Here is a 13,001-nt window from a genome sequence, read left to right on the forward strand (position 1 = left end):
CTCCCAGGTACCTCCGAAGAAGATTACAGAAGGACGAACGCGTCACTCGGGAGGGGAACGATGCTGTTCAGACGGGAGGTCCTTGAGGGGATCGCAGGCGGGCGGATCGACCGGGTGTTCCGAGTGTGGGCCGAGCCCCGCGTCCGCGCGGGGAGCACTCAGCGCACCTGGGCGGGAATCGTCGTCATCGACTCGGTCACGGCCGTCACCCCAGATGAGATCACCGAAGAGGATGCTCTCCGCTCAGGATTCAAAGACCGGGCCGCACTACTCACCGCCCTATCCAAGAGCACCAAGGAGGGCGGCTACCACCGCGTCATGCTCCATCTCAGCGGCCCCGACCCCAGATCCGAGCTGGCCAACAACGCCGACCTGACCGACCAGGAACTGGCCGACCTCAAAGCCACCTTGGACACCATCGACACCCGCAGCCGTCGCGGCCCCTGGACCCGCGAAGTTCTCCGCCTCATCGAGGAACACCCCGGCCTACGCGCCATGGACCTGGCGGAACGCCTCGACCGCGACAAACTCCCCTTCAAAGCCGACGTCCGCCGCCTAAAAGCCCTAGGCCTCACCGAAAGCCTAGAAACCGGCTACCGCCTCTCCCCACGCGGCAAGACCCTAATGACCTACCTACGCTCCTCACCCGAATAACTAACCCAGATGTGAGCCACCCCGTCCGCCGAACCGTGCTCGACACCGCAGCCGCCCTCTCCGTCACACAGACCGCCGCACGCCACGTGCTATAACGAAACGGCAAATACCTCGACCGTCACCCCAACCACCTAGACCCAGAGGCAGCAGATCGAACGCTCAGCTCCACCGTAGAACGAGCGACGAAAAGGTCCATTCAAAGCCACCCAAACCCTGGGCCGGGAGGCCGCGGAGCAGGCGGTTCAGGGGGTTCAAGCGGTTCAGGCTCCTTATGTTCCGGCGGAGGAGGCGACTCGGGCTCTCGAAGTCCATCGATGAGCTTCTTAACTCCGTCCAACAGCTTCTGCGCAGCCGTTCGATGCGGCCCTTCCATTTCATTTGCCAATTCCTGAAGTGCTTCCGGATCCACGATCGCGGTCTTATCGCCGACCTCGTCGTTCATCGTCTTCACTAGCGGCGCGATCCCCGCCAGATCGACCGTCTGGAACATTGCGAGAACGATCACCTCCAGCGCCTTACCCGCGATCGCGCCGCCCGCCTCCCGCGACGATTCGGCCTTCACGACATCATCCGCGGTCTCGGCCAGGGTGAACGCCATACGCACGGGTTCAGGGAGGACCGCGAGCTTGGCTTCCGCCGTCAGCAACTCCGCGCGAGCCTCTCGAGCTGAGTCGCCTCCAGGCAACAGACCCGGCCGTGCCGCTACCGGATACTCCAGTCGATGAACGGCGGAGCGGGTTGGGGTTCGAGCCTCCACCGCCTGGATCCATGCGCCGCCGTATTTGTCAAAGTCGTAATGGAGTACCCACATCAGAAACCCTCAAGACCAATATTCCTCATCGCCTGCGAGCCGCAGAGCTCCATGATGAGCTGATCACAGCCTCGCGAACAAGGCACAGTCATTGATATCTAACCCCACTGCCAGGGACGGCAAACACCCACCGAGCGCTCGGAGGAGCAGCGTTCACCAAGGCCAGCGGCTCGAAGCTATGGGACAGCGTCCGGCGCCGCTGATTACCGGACGATCTCCAACACGATAGGCGGAAGTCCTTGGAGCGGTGCACAGTCCGTACCGAGGCCGAAATAGAGCGCCTCCGACCGTGTTCGCTGGCCAAAGGCGTGGATGTGGGCAAGGGCGGAGCCGAACCGTCGACCTCCGGCTTTCAGGAGCAACGACCACCCTGCAGCAGGGGTCGTCGACCGAGGTCGGATGGTGCTCGACGTACTCCCGTGGTGCAGGTTTGATACCCCCATTGCCGTCAAGGTTGCCGTCGGCCGGCCACCCGAACGAGGCCACAACGCCGCGCATAGCCGTGATATCGAGTCCCCCCGGCCCGGTTGACCTATCAACGTCTCCTCCGCCGACGGTAACCGCCTCCACAACTGGCCCGGCCGAGTGAGAATGCGCACGGATCGCCAGGCGACGCGAACAGCACGCGACGATGCCCGAGACCGTGCATCGCTACGCCCACGCCACGACACCAAAGACGCGGCGAGCCACCCCGGGCATCGGTCTGCCCGTAGATCACCATCAAGCAGTTGTTCGGAAACGCGGGGGCACTCAGTGGTTCCTGGACCACCGTTCGTGGATGATGGCGAGGTTCTGGTCGAAATTCGAGTCCTGAAGCGGCCACCAATCACCGGGTGCCGGAATCTTAATGGATTTTCCCTCTCGTGAGGACAGGGTGACGTGGCGGCCCCAAGGCCCGCGGTGCACATCGATTCTCTCGATGATGTCCCATGGGACGGTCCTCACGCCGCAGGTTCGTGGGATGGTCAGCCCATCGTTGTTGAGCCGGGTTTTTGCGCGCACGAACTTCAGGAGCAGTAAGCCGCTCAAGAGTAGGAGAATTACGGACGGCGCATCTAGCCGGTCCCACCGCTGCGCCGTAATCGCTACGGCAGCCCAGACACAGAGGTTAAGGAACGTAGTTAGTGCGATAAAGGTGCGCCTTCCGCTGCTCCTCAGGACCGAGCTGTTCGCTGTTGTGGGCATCTCTTAGTCAGTTCGTCTCTAATTCGCTTCTTTTCTGAGTTCGACCGATCCTTGATCACCTTTGAAAGCCGTCCATCTCCTTGCTGCCTCCCAATATCCAGATCGTATGGGACCGTGCAAAGCCAGGTTTGGTCCCCTCAATGATTAACCTACACGTCTTGGCTGTTGCGGCCTCCCATCCAGCCCAATGCCATCAAGCACCAGTTCCTCGCCCTCCCCGCCATTTGTGCGTTGCTCGCGTTTGACATAGACAGTCGTGTCAGGTGGGTCACGAGACCGGCTCAGCCTTTGCGCAACGGGCAGGATGGGGCAAACCGGGCAAGGTGGGCCGCCAGGGCAACTGACTCTTCTCCTCAGGAGCAATGGGCCATTATGGAACTCATCATATGACCTAATGATGAACAAGGGATTCTTTCGGCACAGTTGGAGGTGCCGAGTGTTATTCCCGGCGGCAGCTCCGCCCATGACGGCGGGGATGTGTCGCGGTACGAGAAGCCGCACAGGTCCGCGACCAGCGCTCACTCCACTGCACGCTCATGCCGCGGGTCGCGGGCTCGTAGCCGAGAAGGGCGCACGCGGCACCGATCAGCATCGAGTGCCGCGCAGCTGCCGGCAGCGGGTGGCTGTGTGCGGGACAGGCGAATATTGGCTGGGTGAGGGGACCGGTGCGCTGGCACAGTGCTGGTGTGAACGACTACGTGGCGATCAATAGGGCCAACTGGGACGAACGGGCCCCGGCACATGCCGCTTCCCCCGACTACGGATTCGATCGGTTCATCAACGACCCCGGGCACCTCAGTAGCGTCGTCCGGTTCGACCGCCCTCGCCTGGGCGATCTGACCCGGCTGCGTGCCCTGCACCTGCAATGCCACATCGGCACCGACACCGTATCCCTGGCGCGCCTGGGTGCCACGATGAGCGGCCTGGACTTCTCCTCGGCCGCGCTGCACCAGGCGCGGCGGCTGGCCACCGGCACGGGAAGCAGCATCGACTTCCGCCACGCCGAGGTCTACGACGCCGTCGACGTGTTCGGCCGCGAGGGTTTCGATCTGGTCTACACCGGGATCGGCGCCCTGATCTGGCTGCCGGACGTGGCGCGATGGGCTCGCGTCGTCGCCGACCTGCTGCGACCGGGCGGCCGCCTGTTCATCCGCGAGGGCCACCCCATGCTGTTCGCACTGGACGAGACCACCGACCCGCCCTACCTACGCTACCCCTACTTCGAAACCACCGAGCCGTTGATCTTCGACGAGCCCGGGACCTACGTGGAAACCGAGACCGAGTTCACTCACGGACTCACCCACGAATGGAACCACGGCCTCGGCGAGACCATCACCGCGCTGCTCGATGCTGGAATGCGGCTGACCGGCCTGACCGAGCACGACAGCGTCCCCTGGCAGGCCCTGCCCGGACAGATGACCATAGATCAGACCGGCGAATGGCGCCTGACCCGCCACCCCGAACGGCTGGCCGCCAGCTACACCCTCCAAGCAATCAAGGAATAGACCACGACAGACCCACCCCGCGAGCGCACAACACCCTCACCTGCCGCCGACCGCTCGGAGGCGATGTTCGCCCCAGCCGCAGTCAGCTCGTCGTGGGATGGGCGCGAGTGCAACGTCTTGGAGTCTGGTGGGCCGAGCTGGATGCCCGACGACCGTCAGGGCGATAGGCAGAAAATGTTCGAGCGGTGTACATCCGCTTGGGGCCGTTTCGGGGCCGGGAGAGTGAAGAACCTCTGACCGTGTTAGCGCTGGTCAGGGACGTGGGGGTGGAGGAGCGGGTCGAGCCGCCGACCTTCCGCTTTCAGAAGTAGCGACCGCCCTGCCGCCACGGTGTCTTCCGAGGCCGGACGGTGCTGGACGTAAGTCGATGGCAGCCAGGGGTGGGGTTGTTGTCGTCATTGTTGTCGTCAGCCTGCGGCCTCATGGCTTGAGCCTCTGGGGGCTGGAGCATGGTCGACCGGTTGGTTTCGCGTATCGATGAGGGTGCGCCAGATGAATCGTCGTGGGGACGATGTCGGCTCGTCCTCGTATCGTAGGCGTATGGATCCTGGAACTTCGGGCGAACGTGAGTGTGGACGATCTTGACTGATAATAAGGCAATCTGGTTCGGTGTTCGTTGTGTATTTCGAGATTCGATCGCGGGCACCTATGAGGAGCGAATCACCCTCTGGGAGGCGAGAGATTTCGATGATGCAATATCCATGGCAGAGTCTGAGGCGCTTGAATATGCGAGTATACTTGATGGCGTATCGTTTGCTGGCCTGACCCAAGCCTACTTCGTCGGGGATGCTCCGGGTCACGGGAGTGAAGTTTTCTCTCTTATTCGGGAGAGTGATTTGAATGTGGAGGATTATTTAGGTCGATTTTTCGACACCGGAGATGAGCGTCGGCATCATGACGGTTGAGAGCGTGTTTGCTCGATGGAGCGTACGCTTACGAATTTGTAACACACCCTGCTAGTGCCTCTAGCAAGCTAGAGGGGGGCGTAGACGGTCAGGGAATGGATGAGGACATATAGAGAGCAGAGGATGCGTGGAGCCTGCGAGTGGCCAGAGTGCGAGGCCGCGTAGCCATCGAAGGACCACGGCGCCGAGGCTAATGCCTGAGCCTTCAGGCCAACTGGGTTAGCCGCTCACCGTCAACGCACATATCCTCACCGGCACTCGCGATGGGACCGTCAACGTCACCGCCGAACTACTGAATGGCCCGCCCCCACTAGAGACCGGGCCGTTGGACGACGTCGCCGAAGCCTCATGTTGGTTCTCGACCGTGGACGCCCTGCGGAGTCGCTCTGGTTTCCTCTTAGGAGTCGGAGTTGTTCAAGCTGTATGGATCTTGGACTGGACTTCTCGCAAGACCCGCAAAGCGTCCTTTAGAGTTCCGATAGAGTTCCGACGTGCGGCTCATGCCCCCCGCGGCCCTCCGGGTGTGCAGGTTCCGCGAGCAGTGGGACGGCGTGACAGGTAGATGGGAGGTTGTATGGATCGGGATGAATTCGAGCCGCATCTAAAGTCTACGTTTGGATCTAGCGAAGGGCTCGTCGGGCCAGAAAGTATCGCCCAGCAGCAATTGATCGAAGCGGACGCAGATAGCTCCGGGTGTATCGACGGAGTCCCAAACTTCGGAGACGAGTCGTCCCCGCTCATTCCAATGTCGACTTAGCCAGTAGATTCTGTCGCCTGCGATAAGTTCCTTAGCCGCAACTAGTTCTCGCTGGGAGGTCAGTCTATTGCTTGGCGATCCGATCCGAGCGGAGAAGCCGTACTCTCCGCGATCGGCTGTATCCCGTGCGCCTATATCTCGCCCTGGAAGGGGTTCTCGTGCCCATCCAGTTGCTTCGAAACAAGCAACTAGCCAAAAAGCCTCGGCGGTGTCGAGGATGACATTCGCGATAGTAGGGGTGGAGCCGAGAGTGCGCAAGGTGGTGTTAAATTGGAGTGCCTCCGGCCAGATACATTGTGGCTGCCAATCGAGGTCGCTATGGAGCAGCGTCGAGTACCCCTCACCTCGACGCTGCCAGAAAATCAAGTCCTCCCCCCATCGGTTGACGAAGTGCATGACAATATCGGTTCCTCCGAACTCGACACCCGCCATTTCGCCAAGCCGAGTGCGTAGGGCCTGATTGCCTCGGTAGCGGTTTGTGTAGCGCCGCGCTTGCGAGACGAAGTCGGCAAGAGATACATCGTCCAGCCGATCTGCGGCATTGATCTGGATGGTTGTCAGTACTCTCCGTTCACGGCGCGCCAAAAGTAGTTGTTTCGTGGCATTGGCCCAGTGCAGGGTGCTGCTTTCCGGGTCGTGGACTACGCAAAATACGGGAACGTTACCGTCGGTCCATGTGTCGGCGTGGTGACTTACGGGGACGCCGTACCCATCCGTCCTGCGCCAAGATCGTCCACCCTTGACCTGGATCTTGATCATATCGCCTGTGACCCGCCCGTCCTCGGTGAACGTGACATGCAAGTCCTCGCCAAAATCGTTCTGGCCATCGATCTCCTGAACGATATGATCATGCTGTTCCAGTAACGTGCGAAGTGCGTTGATAGCGCTACGCCCTGGTCTGCGGCTCGCTGGGACCTTCGGCAACTGTTTTTTCTCCTTCACGAATCGCGAAGAGACTCTACCCGCGACCACAGACAGGCCCACGCTGTGAATGTTGCGGTGTACGAGGCCAAAGGTTCCTTAGCTGGCGTCGCTAAGGGACCTCCCAACGTGTGTAAGGGGGATGTGCATGACGATGGGGTTGTCGCCAGCACCATCATCCAGAGCGCGCGCCGGGCCTGCTGACGGCCGGAGGTGTCCTAGCAGGACACGAGGGCGGCTTGGGTAGTGACGAACTGCTGCCCCTCCGCTCTGATGGGCAGTGCTGCCAGTCGATCCACTGGGGAGAGCGGTCATTGGCGCCTAATCGTGCTGACTCTTGTGCATTGACGTTGTCGGCAGCGTGTTAGGCGACCCTAATCGAGTGGGGTCCCACGCTGACGGTGACGTCCACGTGGCCGCCGAGGGCGGTGGCGTAAGCGCGGAGCGTCTCCAGTTCCATGGCTTCGAGGTCGCCGTTCTCGATCTGAGAGACGCGGGACTGGGAGACGCCGAGGATCTGGGCGACCTCGGCTTGCGTCTTGCCGATGGCCTTGCGAAGCTCCTTGAGGTGGTGGCCGGCGACGTATGCGTCCAGTTCGGCGCGAGCCCGGGCCTGGCGCTCGGGGTCGGCCAGTTCGGGGTTGCGGCGGTGTGCTTCGGCTTTGATGTCCTGCCAGCGGCGTCCGGTGCTCATCGTCCGGCCTCCTTGTCCTTCGCGGCCCGGTACTCGGCGTAGCGGGCTTCGGCCAGTGGGATCGCCTCGTCGTACCAGCGTGACCACTGTCCGGCCTTGTCTCCGGCCACCAGGAAGATTGCGGCACGATCGGGGTCGAAGACGAACAGCATGCGGATCTCGGATCGTCCTCGGCTGCCGGGCCGCCTTGAGGTTGCGCAACTCGCTGTGTTCCAGGGTGTCGACGAGCGGTCGTCCCAGTGTGGGCCCGACTTCGGCCAGCCTGTCGATGGCTTGCTCGATCAAGGCTGCGGTATCCACCTCGGATTCACACAGCTTGAGGAACCAGCTCTCGACCGGTTCGAGGAGTATGACGTCCCACGGCACCTCACCAATATAACCTCTGGCTCATACCAGGTGACTGACCGTCCGCTTCTTTAGGACGTGGGTTGCCGTCAGAACAGCGCCCCGGGCCGCATGGCTCCGGGGCGTTCTTGCTGGTCAAAGTGTGGGCAGGGGCGGGGTCGAACCGCCGACCTTCCGCTTTTCAGGCGGACGCTCGTACCGACTGAGCTACCTGCCCGGGACGTGCTGGTGCACGTCTGGGCGGTCCTGACGGGATTTGAACCCGCGGCCTCCACCTTGACAGGGTGGCGAGCACTCCTAACTGCTCCACAGGACCTTGCTGCTCCGAGCTTAGCGGCTTCGGAGGGGCGCTTTGACGCTTGGCGACGTCCGAGAGCATACGCGATGCCCGAGGTGGTCGCCAACTCGTTAACGGTGGGTTGAGGGGGGAAGGTCGTCACGGAGAGATACCGGGGCGATACCGGTTGTCAGGTGTGTTTCGTGTTATGCGCCCGGGGCTCCTAGTCTGTCCGGGTTGCGCAGCGGTGCGTGACCGGAGGGTGGCGCCGCTCCGGGTGGGGCGGCCCTGAGATGTGAGGGAGGCCGCGTGGTCGCAAAGCTCCCGGACCAGGGCGCGGAGAGCTATCAGCGAGGGTTGGGGACGCGCCAGATCCAGATGCTGGCGATCGGCGGGACGATCGGTACCGGGCTGTTCCTCGGGGCCGGGGAGAACATCGCCAAGGCCGGGCCGAGCCTGATCCTGACGTATGCCGTCGCGGGGCTGGCGTTGTTCTTCGTCATGCGCGCGCTCGGTGAGCTGCTGACGTACCGGCGGACGGAGGGAGGGTTCGCGGGGTATGCCCGGGAGTTCCTCGGTCCGTTCTGGGGGTACGCCACGACCTGGACGTACTGGATCATCTGGGTCACGACCGGCATGGCGGAGCTGACCGCGGCCGGGACCTACATCCAGAAGTGGTGGCCCGGGGTCGAGCAGTGGCAGACGGCGCTGGTGGCGCTGCTGATCCTGTTCGTGGTGAACCTGATCTCGGTGAAGCTGTTCGGTGAGCTGGAGTTCTGGTTCGCCATGATCAAAGTCGCGGCGATCGTGATGATGATCATGGTGGGGATCGGGGTGTTGGCCTTCGGGTTCAGCGACGCCGGGGAGACGGCGGCGGTCGGGAACCTGTGGGATCACGGGGGTGTGTTCCCCGAGGGATACAGCGCGACGATCATGACGTTGCAGATGGTGATGTTCGCCTATCTGGGCGTCGAGCTGGTGGGTGTGACGGCGAGCGAGGCCAAGGATCCCGAGAAGAACATTCCGCGGGCGATCAATGCTCTGCCGCTGCGGTTCGCGCTGTTCTACCTCGGGTCGCTGCTGGTCATCCTCGCGGTGGTGCCCTGGACGGCGTTCAAGGGCGGCGCGAGCCCGTTCGTGCTGGCGTTCGACAAGATCGGCATTCCGGGCGGCGCGGACATCGTGAACTTCGTGGTGCTGACGGCGGCGCTGTCGTCCTGCAACGCGGGCGGGCTGTATTCGACGTCCCGGATGCTGCGGACGGCCGGCGTGAACGGTGACGGGCCGCGGATCCTGTCGCGGCTGAACGGGCGGGGCGTGCCCGTGCTGACCGTTGTTATCTCCGCGCTGGTGATGGGCATCGGGGTCGTGGTCAACGCGGTGGTGCCGGAGAAGGCGTTCGAGTACATCACGTCGGTGTCGACCGGCGGCGCGCTGGCGGTGTGGACCGTCATCGTGGTGTCGCACATGATCTACCGCCGGAAGGCCAAGGCGGGGGCGTTGAAGACGTCGTCCTACCGGATGCCGTGGGCGCCGTTCAGCAACTGGGCCGTGCTGGCGTTCTTCGTTTTCGTCACGGTGACGATCGCCTGGGAGGCCGACACGCGGATCGCCCTGTACGTGATGGCGGCGTGGGCCCTGGTGGTCGTGGTCGGCTGGCCGTTCGTGCGGCGTGCCTCGCAGGACGCCACCGGTGTGAAGGTCGCCGTGGAGGTGGAGAGCACCAGCGCCTGAGTGGGACGTGCCGGCGGCGGGTGCCATGGCCCCGGCCGCCGGGACGTTTCGTGGCGTGGGATGATCCCTGTGGGCGGTTCCATCCCTCCGGAGGCGCACGTGACGAGCATGCTCGAGATCCGCGTGCGCTGGGTCCTGCTCGTGGTGGTCGGCGTCGCCAACGCGGTCGGCTCGGTGGTCGTGCTGCTGTTCGCGACGTTCGTGGTCCCGGATCCGCCGCTGGAGGACCGCGACTACGCCCATCTCGTGAACGCGGTGGCGTTCTTCAGCTATCCGGTGGTCGCGGTGCCGGTGGCGTTGTTCCTGGGGTTGTGGCTGTGGCGGCCCGTTGTTTCGTTGGTACGGGACGGGGGGACGCCCGATCGGCAACAACGGCGCGCGGTGCTTCTGGGCCCGTTGCGGTTGACGCTTCTTATTGGCGCGTTGTGGGTGGTCGGTGCGTTGGGGTGGGCGGTGCTCGACCTTGTGCTGTTCACGGGGCGGCTGGCGGTGAAGACGAGCCTGACGTGCTTGTTGGGCGCCGCCACGACCTGCACGATCGTCTATCTGTTGTCGGAGCGGTTGCTGCGTCCGGCGGCGGCGCTGGTGCTGGCGGCGGAACGGCCGAGAAGGACCCGGCTGCCGGGAGTGACGACGCGGGTCATGCTCGCGTGGGCGCTGGGGACGGCGATCCCGGTGTTCGGGCTGATCTGCGTCGCCGTCGCCGCGCTGGCCGCGCCGGACATCAACGTCACCCAGCTCGCCATAACGATCTTGGGGCTGGGTGGTGCCTCGCTCGTCGCCGGTGTCTATGTCACCTATATGGCGACACAGGCGATCGCCGATCCGATCCGGGCCGTCCGGAAGGGCATGGCGCAGGTGGAGCGGGGCGACCTCGGCGCGGAGGTCGACGTGTACGACGCGAGCGAGGTCGGGCAGTTGCAGGCCGGTTTCAACCACATGGTGGCCGGGCTCCGCGAGCATGAACGGCTGCGCGACCTGTTCGGACGGCACGTGGGGGAGGAGGTCGCCGACCTGGCGCTGGAGCACGGCGACATCACGCTCGGCGGCGAGACCCGCGAGGTGGCCGTGCTGTTCGTCGATCTCACCGGGTCGACGCGGCTGGCGGACACGCGGAGCCCGGACGAGGTCGTCGGGCTGCTGAACCGGTTCTTCGGCGTCGTGGTGACGGTGGTGGCGGGGCACGGCGGCTGGATCAACAAGTTCGAGGGCGACGCGGCGCTCGCGATCTTCGGGGCGCCGACGCAGCTGGAGGACTCGGCGGGCGCGGCGCTCGGCACCGCCCGGGAGCTGGCGCGGCGGCTGCGCGCCGAGGTGCCGATGCTGGACGCGGGGATCGGCGTCTCCGCGGGAGAGGTCGTCGCCGGATACATCGGCGCGAAGGAGCGGTTCGAGTACACGGTGATCGGCGATCCGGTGAACGAGGCGGCCCGGCTCAGCGACCTGGCGAAGGGGACGCCGGGGAAGGTGCTGGCCTCGACGACCGTCCTGGAGCTGGCGCATCTCGACGAGGCTGAGGAGTGGGACCTCGGGGGGACGGTGACGCTGCGCGGCCGGAGCCGTCCGACGCGGTTGGGCACGCCGCGTGTGCCAGCGTCGCGGCTGTCGCTGGCTTTGTCGGCGGGACGGCCCGGGGCCTTCGGGCTGGACGGGGCGGCGGCAGGGACGCCTGCGGAGACGCCCGCGGGGACGCCTGCCGGGACGCTGACGGGGACGTTGGCGGGCAGGGCGTTCATCCGCCGTGTCCGTTTTCTGCGACCGTTGCGGCGCAGCCGGAAGCTTCTGCTCGGGGCGCTGATCCTGTCGAGGGCGGCCAAGGGCGCGCGGACGGACGCCAAGCCCGACCAGCCGGAACCGGGCCCGGGCGGCGCCGTCCATTTCTGATCAAAGTCGTGTCAGCGGCCGTGCAGGGTGCGCGACGATGCGTATCGTCCCCGGCAGTACACGGTCTGCTACCGGCCCGTAACGCTCGTGTCACCGGACGGCCCGAGGGTTGGGAGCGGCAAGACCGCGCGGCAACACCGGGCGGCAGGACCGCGGGCAGGCGTGGCAAGGCTCGGCTAGACCGGCCGGACCCGGCTCCCGAATGGCTCCCGAGAGGTGAAGATGAACCGACGGAATCGTCTCGCGCTCGTCGCCGTCACCGCTTCGACGGCGATCATCGTCCCGGTGATGCCCGCTGCCGCGGGCGCCGGGCCTGGCTCGTCCTCGCGGTCCGGCGGACCGGAACCCCACCCGTGGGCGGGCACCGCGCATGGTACGGCCGCTGCCGCCCGCGCCGCCGATGTCACGAATGTCGCGCATCGCGGCGCGTCCGCCTACGCGCCGGAGAACACGCTCGCGGCGTTCAAACTGGCGGTGTCGCAGCGTGCCGACGTGTTCGAGCTCGACGTCCAGGAGTCCAAGGACCACAAGCTCGTGATCATGCACGACACCACGCTCGCCCGGACGACGAACGTGGAGCAGCTGTACCCCGGCCGCGCGCCCTGGAAGGTCTCCGACTTCACCCTCGCCGAGATCCAGAAGCTGGACGCCGGATCCTGGTTCGGGACGAAGTACAAGGGCGAACGCGTCCCGACGCTCGACCAGACGCTGAGCGCCATGCGCGACAAGGGCCTCGGGCTCCTGGTGGAGATCAAGAGCCCGAACCTGTACCCGGGCATCGAGAAGCGCGTCGCCACGGCCCTGAAGAGGTCGCCGTCCTGGCTGGAGCCCGACCCGGCGGAGCGCCGCCTCGCGGTCCAGTCGTTCGACTGGGAGTCGATGCGCCGCTTCCACTCGGTGCTGCCGAACGTCCCGATCGGGCTGCTCGGCACGCCGAAGGCCGGCGAGCTGCCCGGGCTGGCCTCGTACGCCGACCAGATCAATCCGACGTTCCGCGATCTGACCGCGTCCTATGTGAAGCAGGTGCACGCGTCCCGCATGGACGTGCTCACCTGGACGGTCGACGACAGCGGCGACATGAAGAAGGCCGTCCAGCTCGGCGTGGACGGCGTCATCACCAACAAGCCGGACGTGCTCCGCCGCGTCCTGACCGAGACCACCGCCTCCACCCGCTCCGCCGCCTAGCCCCCCGCCTATCCGCCGCCTGATCCGACCAGACCACCTACCCGGCTGAATCGGCCGCCTTCGAGATCCCGGGGTCAAGGGCGCCTGGGTCGAAGGCGGCTGCCGAGCGTCGCATGTTCTGGGGCGCCTCAGCGGTGCCTGGAC

General features: G+C 64.9%; 9 protein-coding genes, 2 tRNA genes and 1 pseudogene. 6 read left to right on the top strand and 6 right to left on the bottom strand.

The annotated features are described in order from the left end of the window. On the top strand, nucleotides 1-654 hold a 654-nt coding region (locus tag E1264_RS31045), incomplete at its 5' end, for a hypothetical protein (protein ID WP_207936478.1). A gap of 196 nt (nucleotides 655-850) precedes the next feature. On the opposite strand, the gene E1264_RS31050 is transcribed toward E1264_RS31045, so the two are convergent. After that, nucleotides 851-1,252, bottom strand: a complete 402-nt coding sequence (locus tag E1264_RS31050; RefSeq protein WP_132179063.1) for a hypothetical protein — start codon at nucleotides 1,250-1,252, stop codon at nucleotides 851-853. 2,084 nt (nucleotides 1,253-3,336) lie between these two features. Here E1264_RS31050 and E1264_RS31060 point away from each other — a divergent pair. Next, nucleotides 3,337-4,155, top strand: a complete 819-nt coding sequence (locus E1264_RS31060; protein WP_132179067.1) for a class I SAM-dependent methyltransferase — start codon at nucleotides 3,337-3,339, stop codon at nucleotides 4,153-4,155. Nucleotides 4,156-4,736: 581 nt separating this feature from the next. Next, nucleotides 4,737-5,060 carry a hypothetical protein gene (locus E1264_RS31065; protein ID WP_132179069.1) on the top strand — a complete coding sequence of 108 codons (324 nt, stop codon included), beginning with the start codon at nucleotides 4,737-4,739 and terminating at the stop codon, nucleotides 5,058-5,060. A 601-nt stretch (nucleotides 5,061-5,661) separates the two neighbouring features. Here the strand turns inward: E1264_RS31065 and E1264_RS31070 are convergent. From E1264_RS31070 to E1264_RS31090, 5 genes and pseudogenes are all read right to left on the bottom strand, one after another. After that, nucleotides 5,662-6,759, bottom strand: coding sequence for a DUF4365 domain-containing protein (locus E1264_RS31070; protein ID WP_207936480.1), 1,098 nt, complete (start codon nucleotides 6,757-6,759; stop codon nucleotides 5,662-5,664). A gap of 343 nt (nucleotides 6,760-7,102) precedes the next feature. Then, nucleotides 7,103-7,432: a helix-turn-helix domain-containing protein gene (locus E1264_RS31075; protein WP_132179071.1), complete on the bottom strand. Its 330-nt coding sequence runs from the start codon at nucleotides 7,430-7,432 to the stop codon at nucleotides 7,103-7,105. Continuing rightward, a pseudogene (locus E1264_RS31080) lies at nucleotides 7,429-7,798 on the bottom strand (type II toxin-antitoxin system RelE/ParE family toxin). The gene E1264_RS31075 and the pseudogene E1264_RS31080 overlap by 4 nt, the downstream one beginning before the upstream one ends. A gap of 122 nt (nucleotides 7,799-7,920) precedes the next feature. Then, nucleotides 7,921-7,994: transfer RNA gene (locus E1264_RS31085), tRNA-Phe, on the bottom strand. A 24-nt stretch (nucleotides 7,995-8,018) separates the two neighbouring features. Continuing rightward, nucleotides 8,019-8,093: transfer RNA gene (locus E1264_RS31090), tRNA-Asp, on the bottom strand. Nucleotides 8,094-8,363: 270 nt separating this feature from the next. On the opposite strand from E1264_RS31090, the gene E1264_RS31095 reads away from it, so the two are divergent. The 3 genes from E1264_RS31095 to E1264_RS31105 all read left to right on the top strand — a co-directional run bounded on the left by E1264_RS31095 (nucleotide 8,364) and on the right by E1264_RS31105 (nucleotide 12,857). Next, a complete protein-coding gene (locus E1264_RS31095) occupies nucleotides 8,364-9,788 on the top strand; it encodes an amino acid permease (protein ID WP_132179073.1) in 1,425 nt (474 codons plus the stop codon). Nucleotides 9,789-9,896: 108 nt separating this feature from the next. Then, a complete protein-coding gene (locus E1264_RS46040) occupies nucleotides 9,897-11,672 on the top strand; it encodes an adenylate/guanylate cyclase domain-containing protein (RefSeq protein ID WP_279491656.1) in 1,776 nt (591 codons plus the stop codon). Nucleotides 11,673-11,894: 222 nt separating this feature from the next. Next, nucleotides 11,895-12,857 carry a glycerophosphodiester phosphodiesterase family protein gene (locus tag E1264_RS31105; RefSeq protein ID WP_243711270.1) on the top strand — a complete coding sequence of 321 codons (963 nt, stop codon included), beginning with the start codon at nucleotides 11,895-11,897 and terminating at the stop codon, nucleotides 12,855-12,857. The last annotated feature ends 144 nt before the right edge of the window (nucleotides 12,858-13,001 follow it).

Source organism: Actinomadura sp. KC216, assembly GCF_004348535.1.
Taxonomy (GTDB): Bacteria; Actinomycetota; Actinomycetes; order Streptosporangiales; family Streptosporangiaceae; genus Spirillospora.

Excerpts from the sequence above, each read along its gene's own strand:
- E1264_RS31050 (WP_132179063.1), bottom strand. The coding sequence starts at position 1,252 with ATGGCGTTCACCCTGGCCGAGACCGCGGATGATGTCGTGAAGGCCGAA.
- E1264_RS31075 (WP_132179071.1), bottom strand. The coding sequence starts at position 7,432 with ATGAGCACCGGACGCCGCTGGCAGGACATCAAAGCCGAAGCACACCGC.
- E1264_RS46040 (WP_279491656.1), top strand. The coding sequence starts at position 9,897 with ATGCTCGAGATCCGCGTGCGCTGGGTCCTGCTCGTGGTGGTCGGCGTC.
- E1264_RS31105 (WP_243711270.1), top strand. The coding sequence starts at position 11,895 with ATGAACCGACGGAATCGTCTCGCGCTCGTCGCCGTCACCGCTTCGACG.